This is a genomic window from Parabacteroides sp. PM6-13 (assembly GCF_029892605.1).
Lineage (GTDB): Bacteria > Bacteroidota > Bacteroidia > Bacteroidales > Tannerellaceae > QVMG01.
Window position 1 is genome coordinate 1 of the sequence record NZ_JARXWF010000014.1, and the last position, 25,100, is coordinate 25,100.

Here is a 25,100-nt window from a genome sequence, read left to right on the forward strand (position 1 = left end):
TTATTTATTGGTGGTACAACAAATCTACGACATTAGGGGCGAATCCGAAAGGAGGAAGCCCCTTTACTCAAAATTTTAGTCGGTTAGTAGTGATTTTCATTAAAGGATTCAATCAGAGATTCTGCTTTCTCTAATTCGAAAGGTATAGCTCCATCTCCCGGCGCAAAGTAGTCTATTCGCTCTCTCATTCTTGTTGTTTTATCTCTTAAATATTCTTTCAGAACCTTATCCCTTCTTCAACTGACTCAACACTTCACATATTTCGATTATTTTCTCTTCTATCTCATTTTTCTGTAATTGAATTCTGTTTTCTTTGTCAAAGCCTAGCTGCTCCAGCATTTCTTGTATCTTGGCTGAAGGTTTATTACATTCTCTATCATAAAATCTTAATTTATATGTGTGCTTTGTTTCATGGTAAATGTCAATTGCATATTCTCTTCCATAATAATTGTACGTGTCTAATACCATGCAAGGTGGGTCAAAGGAGGTACTTGGCCAATACCATATACCATTGGTGAATGGTGGATATGTACTATCTTCATATTTTTTTCTAAATAGATCCCAACTGAATAATTCTTTGTGGGCTCCATTCATCTGTGACTTGGAAAGTAAAAATATCTTTCCATCTCTATACATACGGATTTGTCTGTACAAGCAATACACAATATCTTCTGGATTTTCGATTATTATTTTTCTCCAATCAGATACAGTGTGGTTTTCTATTATTGCTGAGAGACTTCCGAATATATTATCTGGATCAATGTCATCGAGCAACTCTTTTAGAATAAAGCTTAACGAACTGTCGTTGAAAACTTTTCTCCAGTTTTCCAGCTTTGTTCTCAAAGCTTCTTCAAAAATACAGAAAGTATAATTGTCGCCATCGCCTACCTTTGGCAGATAGTCTCCTTTTACAAGGAGGGCTCTCTGGAACAGGAAGTCGTGGTTTTCTTTAAATGGGTCGCTAAATAATGCAGAGAGCTTACGGGAGTAATTTTCGAAAGATTGCTGACTGTATCCACTGTTTTCGTTGTGGGAGTATTTCAGTGCAAAGCCGATTTGTCCATCGAAATAAGGATGTTGCTCCAGTTGTATGAACAGGTTTTCCCATCTTGAGTCTTCAAGGATAAGGCGAGCTTTGAGTGATTCTTCGTCTCTTTGCAAGCGTGCAAAGTATCTGATAGTATCGTGAGATATACTTATGTATGAGTATATGTCTGATATGTTTTTGCTTAATTCCTGCAGGGAACGAATTGCATTTTCATACTCTTTGGGGCTTTCGATACGAGTGTTATTTATCAGATTACTGGTCACTCTCATCCAGCGGTCATAATGTTCTTGGTTTTCGGGGATTAACTGACCGAATATAGTAAAAAAGAATCCAAGTGAATAGAAGTGCAACCTGTCCGCATAATCTAATTTGGATGATAAGAACTTCCTAAAAACATAGTTGCTATCATCGTAGCTTGTAAGACCGTCGAGTATCTGTACAATTCTGTCTACATACTCCTGCTGTTGATATACTGATGTGTATATGTCAAAGAGATCGTAGTTGTCGATCAGGTTTTTATCGATTTCGTGCTGTTCTACGTAAAAATTGAGTGTGATGTTTTTGAAGAAGTTAAAGAATCGCTTGTCTACGTTTTCGGTGCTGACAGGTGTATCCCCGTTTTTCTCCATATTCCAAAAAATATCGAGCCAGTCGTTATCCAGTTTTGATTTTTCCCTGATATCCGTGAGGTACACTGAGAATTTCGCTTTGAAGTTTTCAAATTCGGTGAGTGGGAGCCCACGAGCATTCATCTTGATATACAGTTCGTCGGTAAGTTTGAACTTATCGAGGGGTAAAAAGCTAAAAGTAATGTTTGGGCTGTTTACAAGATTGTCGAACAAGGGCTGGTCAATGTCTTTGAGCTTAGTGTGGATGAGGTCAAGCATATTAAGCATGGCGGCAACAGTAGGGTCTGTTTTCCATGAAAGGAAGTACCATTTACTGTCCGTAATTTCAGTGCTGATTTTATCAGTCACGGTATTGTACTGGATGGCATCTGCCACCAGCCTTGCACAAAAGTCGTGCGAACTTATTCTTGTTTCGTAGGTAAACCGTACAAGTGTTTGCTTTGTGGCACCATCCAGCCTGTTTTCTTTCAGTGCTATATACCAATGGAGCAGGAAAAGGGTGGTGAGGCGCTGCTGGCCGTCGAGCGGAATGAGTAAATCGTTCTCTATTTTACCGTACACAAAGTCGAGGTTGAGTTCATCGTTGTTTTGTATGGAGTCAATAAGGTCATCGAGAAAATCGGACGCTATTTTATTTATAGCCGGTTCATTACGTCCCTGAGCATAGTCGCGCTGTATTTTGGGTATTTCAATCTTATATGTATTTATAAGTTCCCAGAAAGTATATTTTGTTTTCATCTGCATTATTGGGGTAAAAAGTTTGTTAATACATTTTCAATCTCGTTTAGGTACTCTCTCCGATCGTTTGCCGTCCAGGTTGCATTCTGAGTTACGTCTTTGCTGTAGTATTTCAAGAAAACGTTTTTTGTGCAAAGTGGTATGAATGCTCCCTTTTCGTCCAGCTGAATAATTTTATCCCTTTTTATCGGGAAGACATTGTTATTGAGCGTTGAGTTGTTTTTACCTGTCAGAAGCGCAAGGTTATCTATGGAGTGTACTCCTGTATCTTCATCTCCAGTAAATTTTCTGAAAATTTCTTCTTGCAGGTTTGCAAATTCTGCTGTATCTATAGTGTTTTGGCTAAGCAGCTGGTTTATCCGGGTGGTAATATCCTCATCGTTTATTGATTTGAAAAATACCTGTTGCTCATTGAGTAATGCTTTTCGCTGTGCATCAGTACGGAGGTCTTCCGAATTTTGCGCATGGATATGTTCAAGGCTCCACTTTTCGGTTACGTATCTTTCGAAGGGGAACCTGGAATACCCGCTGTTCATTGTTGATATTACATTGAATAGAAGGAGTATATCCGTGACTAGGTTGTAATTTTCGTTGTAGGTAAGTTCTACCGGCTTTGTTATCTTTTCTTTTTTTAGCTTATTTTCTATATCGGTTTTTATGTGTGTGGTTAATTCTTTTCTGAATTGTGATTTAGTGGCATTATCCGACAGTAATTTTATATCCTCTATTGCCTTACCGGTCTGTATCAGGTAACCTATAAGATGGTAGTAGTTGTTGTCGTTATACCATTCTTCAAAGGTTCTAAAATGTGTTTTTACTTCTTCCCAGAGATTTTCTTTTGTGACTATCTCCTTACTTATCAATTCGTTGAATACATAGAAAGTGTAGAGCTTATCTATTGACTTATTGATGTTGATTTTTACCCTGTCTTTATATTTTGCAGCTATAAGGTCGAATATAAATTCTATCTTGGTAGCTTCCGAACTATGCGACTTGTTGAGAAAAAACCAAAAGTTTTCGTTTTGCAGGGTATTTTCTATTTTGTCCCATTCGTAAGCAAGTTTCTGCTGGTGCTTTTCCTTTTCTTTTTCGTGGTGGCTTCCATTTATAAAGAAGAGGGCTTTTATCAGTTCGGCATTGTTTAGAGGTATTTTCCCCATGTTGATGCGGGTGAATGTATTCTTTGCCTGGTTTTCGTCTTCGTATTCCAGTTGGTACCAGATAAACCTTATGTTATTTGCAGTGTCTGTCTCAATGCCAGTTTCAGCATCTTTGCGGGAATCTGCTTTTAGTAGGACATTGAGTATATCTGATTTGTTGATAGTGTTGTCTTCAAACCATTTTTTGATTGTGAGGTACGCCTTGCTCATGTGGTAGAAGTCGATATTCCTGTTGTTTACTTCTGTGGTGTGGAGTATGTTTTCCAGAAATTCTTTGCTACTCAATTCTCCCTTTTCCCTTGTTTCGTATGAGAGGGTAAATTTTTCACTGGCGTTAAATATTATTTTCCGCGCTTCTTCAAGATACGATAATAATATATACAGTGTTGTAAGGCGTTGCTGACCATCGATAACCTCGTACTCTCCCTCTGAATTCAGGGTTACAACGACTGGTTGGAGGCAGTAAAACTCTCCTTTTTCTTTATCTTTTTTATAAAACTCGAGGATGTCTTCGAGCAGGTCGAGAACCTGTCTTTCTTTCCAACGGTATCCTCTTTGATAGGCAGGAATAAAAAAGTTTTTATTCAACAGATGTGTAACAGGGATTAATTCCAGTTTGTCCATATGTATTTGGGATATTATAGTTTATACTTGTAATTCTTTATGTTTATTTATTGTACGACCAAAGTTTAAATCAGTTCGGTGTAAAAAAGTGCATACAGCGGCAACTATTGTTAATATTAGTTCGATTTGAGCACTTGTTATGTCTTCTATCAATATCATTTCACTAACTTTTTAGTAAGTTTTAATTGGTATCTTTTATTGTTGCCTATATAATCTACTTCTTTTCATTCTTTTATCTCCCAATGCCCGCTATATCCACTACCAATAAAGACCACCTTGTCACTCATCTTCTTAAGTCTACGCTTAATGGTACTTAGGCTAGTATGGGTAATTTCTACCAATTCTTCCCTTGTAATTTTACTATTTTTCCGAATCTCATCAAGTATAATCTGTTCTATTGCTTTCCCTTGAGGTTCACCTTGGGGTTCTTGAGGTTCACTTGTCACTTTTAACGGATCAAACTCATTTGATTTCTTATAAGCTTCTATCTCTTTGCGCAAATTGCGGATATGCTCAGCCAACATAAATTCACGAAACGGTTCTAATGATTCCTGTTCTCGAGAATCAATCAATGCCTGTATATATTCCGCTTTATTCTCTTTCTCTACCTTGGAAGGAATAAGATCAAGTTCAAATTGCAAATGATTCATTACAAGGCGAGACATCCTGCCATTACCATCTACCCACGGATGAATAGTCACGAGTAAATAGTGAGCATCAAAACTTAATAGATACTTTTCTATCATATCGTCGCTTTGCAATAGGGCATTTAGACGAGCGTTCATTTGTTGGCAAAACTCTCCCAACCGAGCTGGAACTTTTAGGTAATTCATATAAGAACTACCGCCTGTTCCTGCTGTTACATTGACTAAGCGAAGGTCACCTTTTGAGGAATCGAACGAACCTTGCAATGTGTTATAAACGCTACCAGTATTCTTCATCACAATGGCAGAAAGTGATTTGAGCATATCTATAGTGAAATCAGTATGTTGCTTTGCCAATGTCATACTATGCTCATAAGCCGTTTTCAAATCAAGGTTCATCATCTGCTCGCCAATCGTCCGCCCTTTAGCCGAAATACCTTCATCAAAGAGTAACTGGTTTTCTACTTCCGTTACCGTAGAACCTTCTATGGCAGTAGAATGTGTAATGAGGGAGTATAGATAGAACTTATCATGGTCTATCTGCTGTCCAATTCCTAATTGATTGTATTCATAAATTAGTTGGAGAAGTTGCTCTTTATTAGTCTTCTTCATGCGATATTTATTTGCTTATAAGGTTAGTCTTTTATATGCTTTGTGATACTTTCTTAAACGCTCAACATCTTTCTCTGAAATAGCAGAAAGTCTTCGTATATCCATATTGTCTGCTAAATCATTAATTTTCACTCGCACAGCCAAAGGATTTGTCTGAACCCGTTTTATGAATTCTTCATAAGGCTCATCTTCTGATGTCTTAGTTAAACATCGTATTGCATCAATTATATATGTAGCAAATCCTTCCTCTTCTAGTTTCTCGAAAGTCCAATCGGTATCTTCTACGATGTCATGAAGAACTCCAACGATCTTTTCATCATCAGTTTTTCCAGCTTCCATTACTCGCATAATATGACCTACATAAGGTATGTCATATTTGTCGAATTGACTTTCGTGAGCCTTAATCGCTATTTGTATGGCTTTCTGCAGCATTTCTTAATGTAAGATTGATTTAATTTTTTCAAACCAACTGTTAATCTCTCCTGTTGTGTCTCTTTCCATAAGACGATCATAGTTCATAGCTTCATTGAATACTTTACAAAGATATTTCTTTGAAGTATTATCTTTCAAATTTCCATCTAAACCTCGTGAAGTAGAGTAGGCTTTTCCAAACAATTTGGGGACTTCATCTAAATTAGTATCAATATCTACAGCATAAATTTCTTTTATAGCATCAGTATGGAGATAATTTTCAATCTCTCGTTTTTTTGTTAGCGTTCCCCATGAACCATCTCCTCTACTATTGACGGCATCGATAGTATGTTGATAAGTCGCCACATCGTTATCATAGATGTGAATTTCTGGACAGTTTAATTTTCTAAGATAATGCAGCTCTACCCATTGCTTTAGGATACTACCTCCTAGAGGTATTAGAGCTATTCTTTCATCATTTTCAATGTCTATAATGGATGGATCCTTCTCTCTTAAACATCTGCAAAAATTATTTAATGCAATTACATCCGTGGGACCTTCAACACAAACTAATGCTTGAATTCTTTTGTCTGCAAAAACCCCGAGGGTATTTGCGACTTCTAGTAAAACATCATCTCCTTTTTTTATCGCAGGATTATCATCGTTATCTCTATCAACAAACCGAATACTATCAACCGGTAGTTCTTTTGCTAATTCAGGGCTATGAGTTGTAAGAATTACTTGACATTGGGGATTTTGAGACAAGTCTAAGAAAGATTTGATCAAAATTCGCTGATTATTTGGATGTTGAGCGGTCTCTGGTTCTTCAATTGCATAGATAATACTCTTCTTATTAGAAGATGTAATTTTTCTTTCTGCTTCTGCTTTAAAAAAACTGACGAGTATCATTCTTCGAACACCGCTACCTCTTTTATTTAATGCGATTCCTTCATCTGTTTCCATTGAAATGGAAAATAACCCACCCCATTTAGATGCCGTAGGACTAGTGAAGCTCGGAGTGATTTTGCCAGCCAAAGAAGAATCTATCTCTTCCAGCGCTTTGTGTGTTTGATTTGCGATATCTAAAGCTTTTGCCCTCACCTTTTCTTGAATATCTTCTATTTCTTTTTGAGCTTCTGAAATAGCTTCTGCAATTGCTGCTTTCATCGGATTTTGAACCTCTCCGTCAGAATCATGACTACTCCGATCACTTTGAAAAAGTGCAAAAATGGGTAGATATGAGTCTATTTTATCCCAAATAGCTTTTGCATCCTCTTTTGTCTTATTTACTGGGATTTCAACTATAGAAAAATTCAAATCGCTACAAGCATTCCAAATCGCAGCCCGCATTTTAGGATTCCCTTTGAGCGTAACATCCAAAGCATTATCTTTTATAATTTTCTGAAGGTCTTTCTCTTTTAATTCTAATAGATTGTCATATCCTTTTGCTGTTGGATGATTCGCCACAATATAAACTTCTGATGAAGGTTTCGACTTACCACAATCAAACACCTTTTTCACTCTTAATAGATTATCAGAATATAAAAGATATTCGTTAGACAGAGAGGTCTCAGAACCGGAATCCAAAGTAACGACTGGCGGAATATCAATAAAATCACACGTAATAGTTACTTGCTTTAAGCTTGAAGATATACTTGCATCATTGGGCTCTATTTTCACCGTGTCATTATTGAAAAAGATCTCAAGAGCTTCAAGTATAGTCGATTTTCCTATATCATTTTTTCCTATAATAGTTGTGATATTATCAAATTCTATAGAAACTTCATCTTTGAAGCATCTGAAATTTCTTATGTGTATGGTTTTTAATTTCATTATTATTTCTGTGTATATAATTTAAGAGTATCAGCTACAGAGATGACTTCCCCCGGCTGCATTTTTATACGATAAATAGATTCCCAAGAATTTCCAAAATTCACATATTCTCCTAACTTAAGTTTCAAACATGGCTGTGCATTGCTTTCTGTATCCTTATATGATCCAAAAGATAGTTTTTCAATTTTGTATAAGCCGTCAATGCTTCCACCGACCATGGGTAAGAAGTATTTAACATCAAGTAGGTTAACTGACGGAATTTTTTGCATCGTATAATTTTTTGCTTGATGGATACAAAAAACATTATAGTCATCATCGCTTTTACGAACAAGACCTGTAAGGACGTTTTTTTCATTAGTTGGGACAATAGAGGATCGTCCCTCTATGCTTTGGAAAACTGTTTTTTCTAAAACAGAACTCGGATTTTCACCAATAGCACATTCTTCAACAAAGAAATATCTCCGTAATTCTCCCAATAATTGCTCATTATTCCCTTCCGGGTCTTTTTTATCCAAAGCTAAGGAGAAAATATTCTTATCTGAATATGGAGTATAAACCTTGCCTAACACATCTTGAAAGTGCTCTTTCATGTAATTCTCAGCAGAAACATTAGGATGAGCGCTCATGGCATAAAAGTCATATTGCTCTTGCAGTATTTCTTGAATTTCGGAACGGAACATACTTCTTACTTTCCCTTTCCATAAAGACTTTTGGTGTTCGTTTTGACGAGCGTAAAGAGAAACGACATAAAGGAAATTTACATCATAGTGCAATACCAGTAACGTATCTCTATCAAATAAACGATTTTTGAATTGCTGAGAATTAAATGATTGTTGCGAACGATTAGTTCGATATATATTATCGGCAAACGATAGATTTTCATCCATCCTAGCACTGATAAAAAAGTTTGGAATCACATTATAGCCTTCTGTAACATCGTCTCTTAGCTTAGGAATATTACCAAAATGATTCTTATCATAAAGCAATTTCTTGTCATCGACGTCTTCATTGATAAAGAGATTTAGATTCCACTGAATAACATTTTTGGCGTATGTATATTGTTTATAAACTGATTCCTGTCCTATGTTATTCCCTAACTTGTAATATTTGCTATCGCCAATGTAATAAATTGATTGGCTGTCTTCATTTGTGGTAAGACTTTGATAGGGGTATATATGATCAACTCGCTTACCATCATACTGATCTTTCAACCCTTTAGGTATTTTATCTCTACTATCACCGATTAGCTCATCAATTATTGCCTCAAATACGATATTAAAATTCTTAACTAATAGATATTCCTGCTGTTCTGTTACAATGCTAATCTGATGTGCCCGTTCAAAAAAAGCATAGCATAATTCCCATATTCGCAATGCTTTATCAGAAAAGTATTTGTATTTTATTTGCTTTAATCGAATTTTTCCAAATTTTTTTAGATAATGTTCGAATTGCTTGCCCTTTATGAGTTGAAATCCTACGTTAATTGATACCGGAAATCCATAAGTGTCTTTGATATAGTTGAGGATTGAGAAGTAAATAACAAGTAACTCTTCATCAAAGTTAATCTGCTTTTTTTTATTTACCGGGTTTAGATAAAACGGTTCATTATCTTGGATGACAGCTGAAGAATGGGATATTGTTCTATTCCAATTTATCTTATTGAATCCAGAGTGGATATTCTTAAGGACAGTCATGAAAAAATCTTGATTTTCTCTATTAAACCGCAACAAGGACAAAAGAATATCTAGAAACGTATTACTCTTTCTTTGTTTCCCACTTCCCATCTGTGCAACAAGACGTTGATATACAATGTCATTCTGTTCATTATTCTTGTTGTATACTGAAATAGCTCGATATATCCATACTGCGAACTCATAGATAAAACTGCGCTCCTCGTAAGTTAATCCTTCTGCCTTGTCAATATTTATTATGGACGTAGGATCGAGATGAGAGAACACCAAATCTTTTTCATCCATCAATACTTTAGGTAAGATAAAAACACAATCCTTCAGCTGAGGATTATAGTAATAACCCACATAATTGACGCTAACCTTTTGTTCTATATTACGAAGAGGACTCAATCCCCAAAGGGCTTCTTCTACGTTGGCTGCATCATAAGGATATCCCTCAATGATTACTCTCATATTTTCGGCTTACTGTGAGACAGTTTCTATGTCAGATTCTTTTTTATTCGTTTCTAATACGTTATCTATAAATTTTGCAATACGTTTTTCATTTACTTTCTTCCCTAATTCACAATCTTCATAAAAACAAGGAAATGATAGTGTTTCTCCCTTCTCATTTAAGAATATCTTGTCATCAAAACCATAATCTTTGAAAACATCATTCCACAAGTAGAAGATAACTTTTGCAACAAAGGTTTCTGCTCTAATAATGCCATTTTGTGCTTTTATGAAGAAATAGCCTAATTTTTTATCTTCAGAGTCAGTGGTAGAACCAATTTTCTTGTTTATTGCCTGTAAGAATTCCCACCAATCTCTTTCTTCACCATTTACTTCGATTTTCCATTTAAGAGAATCTCCATTGTGGTCAATCCCTTGAGTAATAGGGGTATATTGCCAATCCCAACGGCGCTTGAAAGCAGAATCAATAGGAAACAACGACTGGTCGCTTGTATTCATTGTGGCATATATATATAAATTTGAAGGAAGTAATAGGAGGTTTCCATTAAGCACCTCTTTTACAACATTATCATATTCTCCTTGATACATATTGTTGATATCCTCTTTTTGAGCATCATTTAATGAAGCCCCATCTCTTGCAAGCTCATCCTTTATAAACTTGCTTAAGTCATTGTCTGCAACAATAGGATAATCTGAAAAACCAAGCCCGTTACGATCTAATAGTTGGAATAAATCACCAAATATTTGAGCACAATTACCACGATTAATTTCTTCAATTATCAAGTATTGAGGGCTTGGGTAATTTTTCCAGGCCTTAATATATGCCTGCATAAACGATTGAGGAACAAATCTGTATGATATCTTTGTTTCTTCTTTCCCATTGCTTATCACTCCTGTTTTCTCCATTGTTGGTTTATAAGCTCCAACGAAAGTGGAATAATCGCTATCTGGATGAAAAGTTGTTCTAGTATGAGACGCTTTTTCGGCCTTAATCCGAGTTTTTATCTCATGTGATTTACCTGTTCCAGGAGCTCCATAATATATGATCTGCTTAGAAAGGTTAGATACCTCCATGTCGCTTATACTAAAGTTATCAAAGAATGCTTTTTTATCATTCCTATTATAGATTTGTTTCATAATTATTTTGTAATTATTGTTTAATTTGGCTGTGTTATCATTATCAACTGTTATTATTTGAGAGTATTTATTTATTGTATTCCGTACAATATCAAGATTTCCCATCTCGTCAGAAAATATTTCGTCTAGAGATGCCTTAAGATTATAAGAGCCTCCATGTTCCTCTAGTTTTTTTACTAATGCTTCAATAAGGTAGATTGGGTGGTCAAGAGTTCTTAGACTCTTTGTATATGGATTAGGAACATAATATCTATGAATCCACATTTCCAAGTATGAAGTAGCTTCACTTTCCGCTATATCGTGTTCAAATCTAGGGGTATAAGAATCTTTGTCTTTATCCTCAAAATAAAGTCCTAATTGACAAGCTAATTGGTATGGTGTTCGAAAAAAATCTTCATCCATTTCAAGTCGAAAGTCATTAGAAGACATAGATTTGTGTGGCAATATTGAAACTAGTTCACAAACAGTTTGTGGAGACGGGTTTCTCCATCGACATAATATATCAGCCATTGTATGCAATTTTAGTTATATCCATCTGTTTTAATAGAGCAATAAGTATATTGACTATAATGCTATTTCCGGCTTGTTTATAGCAAGCTGTATTTGATGTTACAATTTTAAAACTGTCATCAAATCCCATTAGGCGTAAACATTCTCTAGGAGAAAGTTTACGATAAAATCCTTTTGAATTATTATAATGAATTGTATTTGGCGCCATTGCGAGATTATCATTTTTTTTAATTAAACAATATTTCCCTATATTTTTCTGTACATAATAATTTTCCTCATAATCATTCACGTTGAAAATGTAGTCAATGTATTTCGTCATGGTGTTGTCATGCGTGCCTAAAGGATGGAATACGAAATCGCCATGCCAATTAAATTGCTGATTGCGTTTTTGACATAACATAATATTTCCGTTTATTTGAGTATAACTTTTTTGACGGTTAATCGATCGTGTAACAAAATTGACACCTTTAGTTTTTAGAAATAACTTGTCATCTATATTGCGATCCAAATAATCATACATTGTGGTTGTAAGCTGTATTGGTTTAGGGAATTTGAAATTTGTTTTTTTTCTAAAACCAATACAAAATAAACGTTCTCTACTTTGAGGAATTCCATAATCTTTTCCATTCAAGATTTGGTAGTAGACATCATAGCCACAATCTGTCTCAAATGTCTTTTTGATGGTCTTCCATGTATTCCCTTTATCATGACTTAGCATCCCTTTGACGTTTTCGAAAATAAACACTTTTGGTTGGCATTCAATAACTACTCTAGCAAATTCACTAAACAGAGTCCCTCTAGTGTCTTCAAATCCGCCTCGTTTCCCTCTTATGGAAAATGCTTGACATGGAGCACCCCCGACGAATAAATCTATTTTGCCTTTATATGGTTTTGCATCGAAATTATGAATGTCATTATGCCATCTACTTTCATCAATCTCATAGTTGGCCAAATAGGATTGTTTACAATCTTTGTCAATATCACCCGCAAATTGTATTTCATAGTTAAGTCCAAGCCTTTCGAAAGCATGCTCAATTGCTCCTATTCCACTAAACGAAGTCCCAAGGCGAATAGTGTGTTTAGAATAGCAGAAAGATTTCTTAGTCCAATCGGATTCTGAAGCATCTATATTGGCTTTTGTGTTTTGTATGTTTTGCATTTTATTTTTCATTTTCATCTATTCCATATTGTGTAATATCCAATTGCTTTAATATAGCAATTAGGACATCTACAACTATGCTATTACCAGCTTCCATATAGGCTGCTGTATTTGATACTACAATTTTAAAATCATCTCGAAAACCCATTAAACGCATACATTCACGAGGAGTTAGTTTTCTGATTCCATTAATTCCTTTTTCTTTTCGGAATGTCACATAATTATCCACTCCTGCTCTATGCATTTTATGCATACTTTGCAATAGGGGACGAGCTACATCAAGATCTGTTTTTGTCGAAGTCTTAAATTTTTTAGTACCTCCTGCAAGCACATATTTTGCAACCTTTTCTGATAAATAGTACTTGTCTTCGACTTCTTTTACCTGAAATATAAACTCATTAGAAACAGGGGTGATGCTTTTGTTCGCTATGGCATTTATTCTACTGATTGTTGGTGTTATGACCTTGACATTGTTTTCTTTATTGAAAAAAGGAGTGTTAATATAATCTTCCAAGAAATCATACATTTTGTAGCGTAATAGTATTGGAGTTGGATATTTGAATTGCGTTTTTTTTCTAAAGCCAATACAATATAACCGCTCACGATTTTGAGGAATGCCATAGTCTCGAGCATTGAGTAGCTGGAAATGAACATCATATCCACAATAGTCTTTGAAAGTATTATAAATAACTTGCCAAGTTTTTCCATTATCATGGTTAAATAAGCCTTGAACGTTCTCGAAGATAAACAGTTTTGGTTTGCACTCTTTTACTACTCTAGCAAATTCATGGAATAAAGTTCCTCTTGTATCTTCGAAACCTAGTTGATTACCGACAATTGAGAACGCTTGGCATGGGGCTCCTCCTACTAATAAGTCAATTTTATTACGAAATGGTCTAGCATCGAAGTTTTGAATATCTGTGTGCCACCTGTCTTCTTGTATGTCAAAATTGGCAAAATAAGTTTTTTTACAGTTAGCATCAATATCTCCAGCAAACTGTATTTGTGTATTCAGTTCTAATCGCTTAAATGCATACTCTATAGACCCAATTCCACTGAACGTGGTTCCCAATCGAATAACTCTTTTGGGGAAAGCAAACTCTCGTTCCATCCAAGACAAACTACTATTATCTATATTGTTTTCTGTATTTTGTTGAATCATCATTATTCCTTTTCTAATGTAAAGCTTAAGCTTGATTTGTAAATTAATGAAACTTCATTAGACCATACTACATAAAACCAGCTTGTTCAAAATCTAAATCCCCCTCTAGCAAAGAAAGATAATATTGGTATTTTTAAAGCCATATCATTTTTTTTTAATTTTGTTTATTAATAGTTCTGACGCAGTTACTCCTAAAATTTCTGCAATCTGGTGCAAAACCTCCAAACTTGGTTGCTGCCGGTTACAAGCATATGCATTTATAGAACTGAAACTTTTGCCAAGCTTTTCAGCTAACCACGTTTGCTTAATTCCTTTTTCGTCAAGTACTTCTTTTATTCTATTTAGTTCCATTGGATTGTTTTTCAGTGAAACATATAAATTACGCACACAAATATAGCGAAAAATATGCTATAAAAATGACTTCTCTTTTTTGTTTAGACAGATTAGCGTATCTTTGTATACAGAAAATAAGCGGATTATTCCGCAAAGACATATTAACATAGCGTTCACATAAACCTCGAGCTGGAAAACTGGTAATTTGAGAGAAACGAGGAAACTGTGCAATGCTCATGCCGTATAGGCGTGGGCTTGCCTTGTTTCGTTTCTCGGGTATACCAGTACCTCCAGTTCGGACTTGGTGAGTACCACGTCTTCTTTTTGTGGTTTTGTGAATGCACAAAACTGGCAAAATGAAGCAAACATCAAAACAACTCCACCAGGAAAGCATTGACTACATAACTAACAATATCAATGCAAACACCACAGAAATACCCAAACATCTTTTGGAGTATTGGCATACTTCTGAAGACGTTGATGTTTACAGCAAAAGTGATACTAGTATAAGCTTTTTCCTGATTTTTCTACATGCGATAGAAACCTATAACGAAACATTAGGGAAGAAAGTCGAACTTTCCTCTCTTAATGCTGCTGCAATGTTCGGACTGTTTCAAATTCTCATTGGACTTGAACTTGGAGTGGAAACCAAAGCGAAATGTGATCCAATTAATCTATTTGACTTCGAGAGTTATCCAAAGCAAATTCTCAAACTAGCATGGAATGGTTACCTGTAGGCAGGCATGAAGCAAACAGGATTAAAACAGTAAATAAATATATATGGAAAACGAACTGAATCTTCTTGATTTTTTTCAAAAGAGACTATTCTCTTATTTGAACGATTATCAGCCACAAATGCTTAAGGATGATGATGTCAGAGAATTTATCGTTAAACGAGCAAACTTAGCTCATAGTGCTTATTTACAAAGTTCATCCAGAGGCGAACCTCATTACCTGGCGATGGAAGAAGCCAATGTAGTTCTTTATGAAGGACTTGAGTTCTCTCCAGTTTCATTCATTCAAGAGACATACGAAGAAGAAAAAAGAGGAATCCTTGATACAGATAAAGCCTTGGATATCTACTATAAAGCGAAGGGCTTATTTGCTCAATGTAGTGGTAACTTTGAAGAAGTTGAAGATGAAGTCAAATTGAAAGAGAGGTTAGTCTGCTTCTTTGCGTAATTGTTTATATATCAAACTCAATAACATATTCTTATGAAAAGTAAATTTTTAGTTGTAGCAGCATTGTGTATGGCGATTTTGTCCGGTTGTGGCGGTTCGGATGATAACGATCCAGTAGGAACAATTGGAGTACATAAAATCGTGGTCGAAGTGTCCGGGAGTGATGAAGTAGATATTTCTGTCGGTTTTCAGGATGCCAGTAATGCCAAACTTTACGATGGTAACGGGCAGTACAAAGGAACTCTCTATTCTGTAAATGATAAGCTAAAGAATGTAAAGAAAGTTGTTTGCAGTACAGATGCCAAAGGGAATAATTTATTTGTTCTGCTTACTATGATTAGCATCGATGAAGGAACAACATGCAGTTATTCTATCAAAGCATACATCAATGATAAACTCGTTGATGAATTGAAAGGGGAGAAGACTTTTACATCTTCATCTATGTCTGAAATGGTTGAACTGTTTACTAATGAAAGGTGACCATGATTATTCCTATAGAGTTTAGTCAATATATTCGACATTAGGCGTTGCCTTAACTTACACAACTCAAATAAATCCAGCGATATGGAAATAATATCAGCTACACAGTTTGCTCGTAGCATAAATGAATATCTTGATCTTGTTGAATCAGGCAAGACTATTGTCATCAAGAGGAAGAATGGGAAAATGTATACCCTTGTTCTCTATCAGGAAAACAAAGATGCCGGAAATAACAAAATAGCCAGCATTCGTCTATGACTAATAGTTTATTTGCGCAAATACACATCTGCGTATTTATATAAATGCACATTGCCATGTTAGAAACATTACACATTATATTCATCGTTTTTGTGATTGGCTATCTTGCCTACAAGATTATTCGCTTTACTTTTAAGTGGATCAGGAGTATTTACAGGCACTTTGTGTCAGGACAAAGAACAAGGGCTTTCTGGTTGTTGTTGAAAGGATTTATTGTCATAACCGTAATATGTGTTGCTGGCTATTACATCAAGGAAATAGTTATAGGACTGATAGCAATCTTCGTTGTATGTATGCATTGGGCGCAAAAAGATACTATAATTTACACCCATGACGAAAAAACGATAATAAAATAGCAGGACCATAAATACGTATCTGCGCAAATATGTAAATGTGTAGATACGTATTTATACAAATAACTATTTGCTCAAATATCTGTTCTCGACAATCCGTTCTAATTTGCTTATTGTCTTCTGCTGTAGGCAGCAACTGATCCCGAAGGAGAGCGAAATGGCTATAAGAAAAACAATAAAGTAGAATCGTATTCTACTTTTACCAATAGATTTTTCCTCAACTTTTCTATCCGTCTCACATTTTTTCAGCATATTGATTATGATTTTTTGCGAATCATTCGTTACCCGGATTCCTGTGTGTATACTGGCTAATGTCTTCTTTATTTCCGCATGAACTGCGCTCATGTCAAAACTGGGCATAGGTTTTTGTTCCGGATTGTTCTTGTCTTCATTTGCTTTTAATAGCAGCATGATCTCTTCGAGCATTAAAGCGATGGCATTAAATTCTTTATTATTCATATCTGTACTGTTTTAGAAATGTCTTTTTCGTTTCTTTTTATTGGGGTCATCATCGGAGCCTCCACCACCACTAATTCCATAGCCTGCATGCATGATAGAATGGGTATAATTTTGCTTTGGAGGTACTCTCTCATCGCAGGAATAGCTTTGCTGAACTGTTGTTTTCCTTCCATTGAAATACAATTGACTGTCATGATCTGCCAATCGCTGATTTTGTATTGCTTGGTCTAACTTAGAAAAACTAAATTGGCGGTCAATCTTTGAACCGGAGAAACTGAAACCATCTTTCGAGAATGATACTCCCTCTATTGTGGATGATTGCCCCTTGAACTTGAATTGTGTCTTTATTCCCTGTTGTTCCAATTGTTGAATAAATTCTTTCCATGAGCAGCAATGCTCAAGTACGGACTTGATGGCATCATTTATTTCATATTTTGCTTTATCCGCTCCCTTTAATCGATGACGATTTACCTTTTCTTTACCGGAAGAAAAATAAAGCTCATACTCTCGGGTAATAGCTTTACAAACCTTCTCACTCTTATAGCGATCGTTTTTAGTACTGATTAGATTACCGTCATTATCAATTCGATTGATACAAAGATGGATGTGAGGGTGGTTCTTGTCATAATGCCTCACTGCGATAAACTGTGTATTTCTGATTCCCATTCTTTCAAGATAATCACGGGCTATCTCGCTCATTCTCTCGTTAGTGAGTTCGTCCGTATCTTTAGAAGAAAAATCCAATGAGATGTGATAAACAGGCTTAGATATTCCAGGACTCAATCCTTGTTGTGTTGTAAAGCTTGAAATAATACTGTTTATGTCTTTAAGGCGAACACCGACACTATCTATAATTTCTGCTTGCTTGTTTGTATCAATGATGTACTTAACCACACCATTAAAATTGTTGCCGGTTGTTATTTTTGCTATCATTCCTTATAGTATCTATTAAATCGTCAATACTGTCAGCCAGGAAAAGGTATTCTGTGCGAATTGTGTTATATCCTGCCTGATTCGCTTTTTTTGCTATTTGATTAAGATTGTTGGCCATGCCTATGAGTTTCCGTATCAAATCATTCTCTTCAGGTGTTATACGTGGCATCACTGAACTTGATTTTATGCATTGCCTGACATAGTCGTTTATTGGCAATGCTGCACTTTTTGCAAGGGATTTCAAAAAATAATACTCTCCCGTCATCAGCTTTACATTAACCTGGTATTTTCTTTTTTGATTTAATTCTTTGCGGGGTCTTCCGCCCTTATTTTGCTCTTTCATATATTTGATTTTATCGTGAGACCAACGGGATTAGGCAAGTTTCGGCTACCCGAAACATAAACTTGCTACCCGAAAATCATAAATGATTTTCTTTCAACACCCCATCACCCACTATTATGCCATTAAACATTAGGGAAATGATATTTATCACGGACTGGTTCCAACTGGAATGTGTCTATGAGTTGTTGCAACTGTGGATTTTTAGCAACAAATTCATGTAAACTCATTTGTTTGGTCTTCTTCTGTAATAGAAAATCTGCAATATCATATCCTTCCTCTATTTCTTCCTTGGAAGCCCTGCTTTCCAAATAATCGGAGACGATTGAATTAATGCCAAGGTCTAACATTTGTAGACTTTTCGTATTCCAGTACTCTCTTGCCCCCAAGTCAGGAAACAAAACAACTTTGCGATTTTTCAGTACGACCATATTATCTTTAGTGAGACAACCGTTTTTACCTCCGGTAGCAATCCAAAGATATTGCGGAATGTAAATTGAAGCTATTAAAGCTGTCTTTTCACTTTCGACAATTGCTATGGGAGAGCTTTTATTCTCATGCAATAAATGTTCTCCGAAAAAGCATTGTTTCAACTGATAATTCTCCTGTTTTAGCAATGAATGTACCCAAGTGATATGACTGTGAGGGTTCTTAACTCTTTTCCCAGTCAGAGGCTCATACAGCATGATTTTCCCAGTACGAATTCTATCTTGTTGATCGATTTGCCAAAATACGGTTGATCCATTCCAATGATTGGCTGTTCCTACTCGATACTTCCTGAATAGTTGTTCTGACACACCACAACCGAATTTAGATTGAAAGAATAGGAATAGATTATTTGCATCATAATGCTTTAAGCTTTTGTTTAGCAAAGCTTGATCTAAATAATCCGGCTCTACGTTCTCTCTGACTTGTTTTTGAAGAATCGGTAACGCATTCCACTCTTCTTTTTCTGTCGGATTGTCTATGAAATATTGTTTGGGTGTATAATGATAACCACATTTCTGCTCCCTATTACATCTACCAACATAATTAGGGAACTTGATAGAGCCTTCCGAATCAATATAGCGAACAAAAATTCGCTTCTGTCCACATGCCGGACAGGTATGTCTTGAGCTCGGAGTTTTGTATTTTTCTAAGTGAAATCGATAATTCATTTTTCCCTCCTTTGGCACACTGTCAACTTTGTACACACTGGCTGAACGACCATTGATTATCAATTAGTTAACCCCTGAAAAGTGTACCTGAAAAGTGGATTTTTGGATGCACACTTCGACGAAAAAACCCAAAAGTGTGTATTCAGAATTCCAAATTTATGCACAGTTTGTTGATTGATTATCAGTATGATAACTGTTAGAATTGACAGAGTTGACAGTGTGCCACTAGTACAGTTTTCGATAGTATCCGTATTTGAAATTCTCTAGTAGATTTCCATTCCATTTCCCTACTATTTTCTTGAATGTATTTTCGGGAATAGAGAGGCTGGCAGCAACTCTTATACCGTCTTTGGTAGCGAATTCATACGGAAGGGCATCATAGAGTTTTTGTTTCTCCATGTCCATTTTCTCCAGAAGATCGGAGGAACTGATAATATACTGGACCTTTTTTGCCGTTCTTTTGAAGTATTCAATCATCTCAATAGCTCCTTCTACGCTTTTTAAGTCAATGTAATCCTTATCGGCTTCTCCACACAGCCAACGTGCCATTTGTAATATCAAACAGAAACGTATAGCATATATTTCCATTTTGGAGTATATACCCATCATAATCTCGTCTTTTTCTTGGTTGCACTGATCGGTGTTTGTTCGTTGCCACTCATAGATCTTCTTCTTTGCATCCGGCTTGAAACTTAGTTCTCGTGGGATTGGATCGCCTGTTTCATCAGTCACAAAATCAATATCAATCAATTTTTGAACAAGACCGTTCCAGTATGGAATTACATGAGTTGACAACTCATCCTCGCTCCAATAGCGTTTTTCAAGGTTGCTTGGTATGACAAAAAGTATTCGGTCTAAAAAACCATTCTGACTACGCTCTCCTTTTGCCAGTTCCTTTAACACTCCATGTTGAATGGTGCCAATTACATTGATGAAGGAATGTTTTACTGAAACTGAGTTTTTCGCTCCACGTCTATCTAATATGATCGGTTTACAGGAAAATACAGAGAGCCAGAATTGTTCTTCAGATCCCTTGGAATAACGATTGAAATTACGAACCCAGGCTGCTAACTCATCCATATAGAGAGAGATATCTCTCTTGTTGTTCTCATGTAGAAATGCTAACGATTCCGGGGTGATATCCGAAACTACAAACTTTTTCAAGGTTGGTTCTTCCGGCAAATCAAGTCCTCTTTCTTCTCGCTCTTTCCGGGAATAAGATAGGATTTCTTCGTATTCCTTATACTCTTTCTTGAATTTTAGCGCATTATTGGCATCTGAATCGAGTAGTGGGCGCAATGCAAAATATAAAGGATGTGATTTATTCGTTCCCGGGCGACCGAGAAAAGCCAAATAGAGGATGCATCGCTCACTCCATCCTTCTTTCAACTTGGCAACATGGGTATTTCCTGTCAAAGTTGAAATGACATAACAGAGAGCCATTGCTATATAATCCGGTGGATAATTGAGCCGTTCGCTTGTGGCATGGATAATCTCTCGTAGCTGTTTGGGTAATGCATGGATTGGAAACTCCGAGCCGTATAGTTTCTCTCTGCATTGAAGCGCATCATCGATAATGCCTTCTGCCGTGATTTTGTTTTCGTCCATAACCCAATTATTTTTTAGAGTATTTACTTTGATAAGTTGGACGTTTCGAATTAGGAGAATAAAATGCTTGATTGATTTCTTCTTCTATCTCTTCTGTTGTTTTCTTTCGCCCCTGCTCTATATACTTTAGGAGCTCATCTTCATAGAAGTATAGCTTTTTCCCCGATTTATAACACGGCAGGGAACCTGTTCTGACAAGGGCGTAAACGGTTGGTTTCGCTTTTTGAAGGATTTGACATGCATCATCAATTCCGATTGGTGTTCGTTTTTCCATCGGAAGAAGTTTCTCAACTGCTGTTTTAATCTCTGCAACTTGCTCTATAAGCTGATTTACAGCTTTAGGAAGTGTGTCATAGGTAATTGTTTCTACACTCATAAATAATTGATTTTAATTGTTTACAGTGCAAAGGTGATTGGTATTAAGCAGTCTGTCCTTATAGTATAGCTATAGTATAGTGTAAAATGTTATATTTTCTCATTTTTCTTGTTATATAGATTCTCAAATGCATCAGATAGTTTGTCTAGTATTTTCTTTTGAGTCTCTTTGGAGGTGTTATTTCCTGAATTAAGGTTATTCTGATAAGAAGCATAGTCATCTCCAACCAATTCTCCCATTCTTAACATAACATCTTTCTTGTTGTTTTTAAATATTTTAGCTTCGCATAGAATATTCACTAGCCTAATGAACTCAATTTTGTCTATTTTTAGAGTCAAATTACCATGTTCTCTATTATTGTTTTTCATATCACACTTAGCTATGTTTATTTCATCAAGCTGGAGCATGTATAGTTTCTTGTTAACAAAATCGGAAGATACCTTTAACTTGAGTTCTTTTTCTTTCTTTTCTATCCACTTTGCATTCCCCCTATTCTTTTCCAATTCGTTGATAAATTTGGCCCAATGGTCTTCTTTGCTTTTTTGTAGTTTGATATATAGATATTCAACACACAGTATTACAAATCCAATGGCGATTAATATAGGTGTGAACTGGCTATGAGTATAAATGACGTAAACCAACAATGTTACCATAATACCAATTATCGTATATTTCACTAAATGCTTCATTATCAATTGTTTTTATTTATTAAGTTTATAACCACTTTCACTATCGCATCTTTCTCTTCTGTCCGGCTCTCAGCAATCATAAGCGTTAATGCCACCAAGGTATTGTTCTCTATAAGCTTACCTCCGTCCGCTTTATAAAGAATTCCGTTTTTCTCCAGAAACCATAAAAACAAAAATGCTGCAATACGTTTGTTCCCGTCACTAAATGAATGGTTTTTTGTAACGAGATACAGTAGCATCGCTGCTTTCTCTTCCACGCTTGGATATAATTCCTTGCCATCAAACGTCTGATAGATCGTATTGATGGAACTTTTGAAGGATTCATCCTTTTCATTTCCAAACAAAGGACTGCCACCGAATTTGTTATACAGAATTTGAATTGCATCTTTGGCATTGTCGTATGTTGCCCGAAATGATTCTTGTTGAGTTGTTTGTTCTACCGCTAACTCTTGGTAATCATACCTATCTAATGTGTCAAGAGCATAAGTATAGTCCGTTATCACTTGTAGCAATCCTATTGCTTCATCAGCAGACAGTTCTTTATTCTGAATCACATTGGATAACAACTTGACGGTTTGTTTTAGGTCATTATACTGTTGAGATTTAATCTTCTCATTAACAATATAACCCTTTACTAAATACTCTTTCAGTATGTTGTTTGCCCAAATCCGGAACTGGGTTCCTCGTTTCGAGTTAACCCTATATCCGACCGAAATAATCAGATCTAAATTATAGTAAGTGATATTACGAGTTACCTTACGGTTTCCTTCCGTCTGAACTTGTGCAATTTTTGCACAAGTTGCATTCTCTTCCAACTCCTTGGTCTTGTAGATATTCTTAATATGCCGATTTATAGATGTTCTATCTGTTTCAAATAAATCCTCCATTTGGTATTGATTCAGCCAAACCGTATTATCTTCAAGCTTTACTTCGATATTAGCACTTCCATCGGATGTTTTATATAAAATTATTTCTCCTGTTTTCATGATACTTTTTCCTCTCTTTTTAATGAAATTATTTTTGATGCATTTCGTTTATCAATACTGTTTGTCTTAGCATAAATTTCAGTTGTTTGAATTTTGCTGTGTGTCAGCATATCTCGTATTACTGATAATTGTACACCAGATGCTAACAATAAAGTTGCGTTTGTGTGCCGTAGGCTGTGGAATGTAATATTTCTATTTATCCCAGTCGATTTAACCCAAGCTTTAAAGGGCTTGTCCATCCATGCTTTTTTCAATCCTTTGAAAATTAGATCTTCATCACCTTTTCGATCTCCGCAAAAGTCTAATGCTTCAGGATTTAACGGTAAAGTTTCATCTTTATTAACTTTGAGAATGTTTTTTCGAATATCATACCCTCCTTCCTCAAAAGCAGAAGGCTGTATGTGTTTCCATTTTATGGATAGTATATCGCTCCGCCTTAGCCCAGTTAAAGCTGCGAATATTGCTGCGTTTCTTAAGATAGAATGTTTGCATGGAGTCTCTGCTAATTTTCTTAGTTCTTCCAATGTAAGATATTCTCTGTGTGTACTCTTCTCTTTTATACCGTCTATAAAATCATTCAAGTTGGTTTTCAACCACTTTTCCTTATATGCTCGTTTTAACAAAGAACGAAACAGACGATAGTAGGCTGCTGCTGAATTAATTGATAGCTTAGTGTTATTATTTTTTAATTGATAAGTATTAGTTAAATAGTCTCGAAACCTCTCGCACAAATTTTCATCAATTTCTCCGAAGGAACATTTACTGTTCATGAAACGATCAAAATAGAAATATACTGAAGTCCATTTGTCCCCCTTTTCTTTTGCAACACTGTAGAAATAGGATAGGAAGTCTGCTTTAAGTTTAGATTTGTCGTAGATATCGCTGTCTTCACAAAATAAAGCCAGTGAATATTTATCCCTTATAGCTTCTGCATGTGCTCTCGCTTCTTTGTTGAATTCTTTTTCCCGTTCGTTTTTCGGTTTTTTATATAGGTATATTCCTAAAGACTCTCTTCGCTTTATTTTGTTAGTTTTAGGATCACGGATTCCGGGATAAAAATCTAAATAAAGAGATATTCCTTTCTTGGTATCTCTTTCTCGTAAGTGTACTCTGATTCTTCCTGTATTCATAATATAATGTTTTCAAATAGTTTATCCAATTCGTCTTTCTGTATCTTGATATATCTGCCGTCTTTCACTTTTGAAATCTTGTAAGCTTTGATATAGTGATATATCATATCTCTGGTTAGATTGTACCTCTTCATCGCTTCTTGTACGGAATAGTACTCTATTCCGGTTTCTAATCCTTTTGCTTTGTCTACGTCTCTTTGCGAATAAAAGGTATTTCTTCCGATACGCTTCTTAGGGATAGAATTGTCATACACAAATGTGTATACTGCGTTAGTGGTCATATTGAATCTTTCTTGAATATCTGCTACGGAGTACCATTCCGTAATTGATTCATCAACCTTTTTGTAGGCAAAAGCTTTATCTACGTGGTATTTACTGAAATAGCTTTTACCTCTTTTTAGTATCTTCGGGATTACATTGTCTTTTACCACCTTAAAGATCCGTGCTTCTTTCACTTGATATTTTTCTTTGATTTCTTCAATGGTATAAACCTCTGTAATGGGCTTATTTGCTAAAACCGGACGAGCTCTGTATGGAGTAGGAACATCAAATAACCTATCAATATCACTTCTCCGAATCTTGGTTCTACCGGAGAATTGAACACATTTTAGTTCATTATTTTTTAGATACCTATAAATAGTCGATCTGCTTACTCCTAATAATACAGCACATTCGCTTGGAGAAAGAAAAGGTCTAGAAAATATCCTTTCGTCTACAGCCTTATCCTCTCTTATCTGTTTAGTCATAGAAGTGGCTTGCCTTATTCGCTCTTCTCTTTTTCGATGCTTGTAGGCTTTAGCAGCGCAAACCTGAGAACAATAAGCAGTTGTTGTTTTCTGAGCAATAAAGCTATTACCACAGAATGTACAAATCTTTTCTATTTGTATTTTTCTCTCCATAATTTCCGTATCAATGCGTATTATTACGTATCATTATGTATCAATACTCCATTATCTAAATTAATAAAAATGACTACTTTTAAGTATCGGTACATTTACGATACAA

General features: G+C 35.6%; 24 protein-coding genes. 4 read left to right on the forward strand and 20 right to left on the reverse strand.

Annotated elements, in window-relative coordinates; all coding sequences use genetic code 11:
• Positions 1-225 precede the first annotated feature (225 nt).
• The 10 genes from M2134_RS12765 to M2134_RS12810 form a co-directional block, all read right to left on the reverse strand.
• Positions 226-2,415 (reverse strand): DUF262 domain-containing protein, encoded by a 2,190-nt coding sequence (locus M2134_RS12765; RefSeq protein ID WP_280752216.1) that lies wholly within the window; start codon positions 2,413-2,415, stop codon positions 226-228.
• Positions 2,416-2,420: 5 nt separating this feature from the next.
• Positions 2,421-4,199 carry a DUF262 domain-containing protein gene (locus tag M2134_RS12770; RefSeq protein WP_280752217.1) on the reverse strand — a complete coding sequence of 593 codons (1,779 nt, stop codon included), beginning with the start codon at positions 4,197-4,199 and terminating at the stop codon, positions 2,421-2,423.
• 224 nt (positions 4,200-4,423) lie between these two features.
• On the reverse strand, positions 4,424-5,455 hold the full coding sequence (locus M2134_RS12775; RefSeq protein ID WP_280752218.1) for a Fic family protein: 1,032 nt from the start codon (positions 5,453-5,455) through the stop codon (positions 4,424-4,426).
• A gap of 15 nt (positions 5,456-5,470) precedes the next feature.
• The gene (locus M2134_RS12780; protein WP_280752219.1) at positions 5,471-5,887 is read right to left on the reverse strand and encodes a phosphohydrolase; all 417 of its coding nucleotides are present in this window, start codon (positions 5,885-5,887) and stop codon (positions 5,471-5,473) included.
• 3 nt (positions 5,888-5,890) lie between these two features.
• A complete protein-coding gene (locus M2134_RS12785; RefSeq protein WP_280752220.1) occupies positions 5,891-7,699 on the reverse strand; it encodes an ATP-binding protein in 1,809 nt (602 codons plus the stop codon).
• Between the two features lie 2 nt (positions 7,700-7,701).
• The gene (locus tag M2134_RS12790; protein WP_280752221.1) at positions 7,702-9,843 is read right to left on the reverse strand and encodes an LlaJI family restriction endonuclease; all 2,142 of its coding nucleotides are present in this window, start codon (positions 9,841-9,843) and stop codon (positions 7,702-7,704) included.
• A 9-nt stretch (positions 9,844-9,852) separates the two neighbouring features.
• Complete coding sequence (locus tag M2134_RS12795) at positions 9,853-11,490, reverse strand: AAA family ATPase (protein WP_280752222.1); 1,638 nt, start codon at positions 11,488-11,490, stop codon at positions 9,853-9,855.
• A complete protein-coding gene (locus M2134_RS12800) occupies positions 11,483-12,667 on the reverse strand; it encodes a DNA cytosine methyltransferase (protein ID WP_280752223.1) in 1,185 nt (394 codons plus the stop codon). Before M2134_RS12800 ends, M2134_RS12795 begins: the two co-directional genes overlap by 8 nt.
• The gene (locus M2134_RS12805; protein WP_280752224.1) at positions 12,651-13,811 is read right to left on the reverse strand and encodes a DNA cytosine methyltransferase; all 1,161 of its coding nucleotides are present in this window, start codon (positions 13,809-13,811) and stop codon (positions 12,651-12,653) included. The genes M2134_RS12800 and M2134_RS12805 overlap by 17 nt, the downstream gene beginning before the upstream one ends.
• 144 nt (positions 13,812-13,955) lie before the next feature.
• A complete protein-coding gene (locus tag M2134_RS12810; RefSeq protein ID WP_280752225.1) occupies positions 13,956-14,162 on the reverse strand; it encodes a helix-turn-helix transcriptional regulator in 207 nt (68 codons plus the stop codon).
• Between the two features lie 338 nt (positions 14,163-14,500).
• On the opposite strand from M2134_RS12810, the gene M2134_RS12815 reads away from it, so the two are divergent.
• The 4 genes from M2134_RS12815 (at position 14,501) to M2134_RS12830 (ending at position 16,064) form a co-directional block, all read left to right on the forward strand.
• Entirely contained in the window at positions 14,501-14,881 is a 381-nt protein-coding gene (locus tag M2134_RS12815; protein WP_280752226.1) for a hypothetical protein, read from the forward strand.
• A 43-nt stretch (positions 14,882-14,924) separates the two neighbouring features.
• Positions 14,925-15,326 carry a DUF1896 family protein gene (locus tag M2134_RS12820; protein ID WP_280752227.1) on the forward strand — a complete coding sequence of 134 codons (402 nt, stop codon included), beginning with the start codon at positions 14,925-14,927 and terminating at the stop codon, positions 15,324-15,326.
• A gap of 33 nt (positions 15,327-15,359) precedes the next feature.
• Positions 15,360-15,806, forward strand: coding sequence for a beta-barrel fold lipoprotein (locus M2134_RS12825; RefSeq protein WP_280752228.1), 447 nt, complete (start codon positions 15,360-15,362; stop codon positions 15,804-15,806).
• Positions 15,807-15,890: 84 nt separating this feature from the next.
• Positions 15,891-16,064 (forward strand): hypothetical protein, encoded by a 174-nt coding sequence (locus tag M2134_RS12830; RefSeq protein WP_280752229.1) that lies wholly within the window; start codon positions 15,891-15,893, stop codon positions 16,062-16,064.
• A 419-nt stretch (positions 16,065-16,483) separates the two neighbouring features.
• Here M2134_RS12830 and M2134_RS12835 read toward each other — a convergent pair whose 3' ends face one another.
• The 10 genes from M2134_RS12835 to M2134_RS12880 all read right to left on the reverse strand — a co-directional run bounded on the left by M2134_RS12835 (position 16,484) and on the right by M2134_RS12880 (position 24,994).
• Positions 16,484-16,876 (reverse strand): hypothetical protein, encoded by a 393-nt coding sequence (locus M2134_RS12835; RefSeq protein ID WP_280752230.1) that lies wholly within the window; start codon positions 16,874-16,876, stop codon positions 16,484-16,486.
• A gap of 12 nt (positions 16,877-16,888) precedes the next feature.
• Positions 16,889-17,809: a relaxase/mobilization nuclease domain-containing protein gene (locus M2134_RS12840; RefSeq protein WP_280752231.1), complete on the reverse strand. Its 921-nt coding sequence runs from the start codon at positions 17,807-17,809 to the stop codon at positions 16,889-16,891.
• On the reverse strand, positions 17,775-18,152 hold the full coding sequence (mobC, locus tag M2134_RS12845) for a plasmid mobilization relaxosome protein MobC (protein WP_280752232.1): 378 nt from the start codon (positions 18,150-18,152) through the stop codon (positions 17,775-17,777). The genes M2134_RS12840 and mobC overlap by 35 nt, the downstream gene beginning before the upstream one ends.
• 122 nt (positions 18,153-18,274) lie before the next feature.
• Positions 18,275-19,306 carry a DUF6371 domain-containing protein gene (locus M2134_RS12850; protein WP_280752233.1) on the reverse strand — a complete coding sequence of 344 codons (1,032 nt, stop codon included), beginning with the start codon at positions 19,304-19,306 and terminating at the stop codon, positions 18,275-18,277.
• Between the two features lie 225 nt (positions 19,307-19,531).
• Positions 19,532-20,914 carry a DUF3987 domain-containing protein gene (locus M2134_RS12855; RefSeq protein WP_280752234.1) on the reverse strand — a complete coding sequence of 461 codons (1,383 nt, stop codon included), beginning with the start codon at positions 20,912-20,914 and terminating at the stop codon, positions 19,532-19,534.
• A 7-nt stretch (positions 20,915-20,921) separates the two neighbouring features.
• Complete coding sequence (locus tag M2134_RS12860; protein WP_280752235.1) at positions 20,922-21,290, reverse strand: helix-turn-helix domain-containing protein; 369 nt, start codon at positions 21,288-21,290, stop codon at positions 20,922-20,924.
• An 89-nt stretch (positions 21,291-21,379) separates the two neighbouring features.
• The gene (locus M2134_RS12865) at positions 21,380-21,979 is read right to left on the reverse strand and encodes a hypothetical protein (RefSeq protein ID WP_280752236.1); all 600 of its coding nucleotides are present in this window, start codon (positions 21,977-21,979) and stop codon (positions 21,380-21,382) included.
• A 2-nt stretch (positions 21,980-21,981) separates the two neighbouring features.
• Positions 21,982-22,965 (reverse strand): RhuM family protein, encoded by a 984-nt coding sequence (gene rhuM, locus M2134_RS12870; protein WP_280752237.1) that lies wholly within the window; start codon positions 22,963-22,965, stop codon positions 21,982-21,984.
• On the reverse strand, positions 22,962-24,095 hold the full coding sequence (locus M2134_RS12875) for a site-specific integrase (protein ID WP_280752238.1): 1,134 nt from the start codon (positions 24,093-24,095) through the stop codon (positions 22,962-22,964). Before M2134_RS12875 ends, rhuM begins: the two co-directional genes overlap by 4 nt.
• Positions 24,092-24,994: a helix-turn-helix domain-containing protein gene (locus M2134_RS12880; protein ID WP_280752239.1), complete on the reverse strand. Its 903-nt coding sequence runs from the start codon at positions 24,992-24,994 to the stop codon at positions 24,092-24,094. The genes M2134_RS12875 and M2134_RS12880 overlap by 4 nt, the downstream gene beginning before the upstream one ends.
• Positions 24,995-25,100 lie beyond the last annotated feature (106 nt).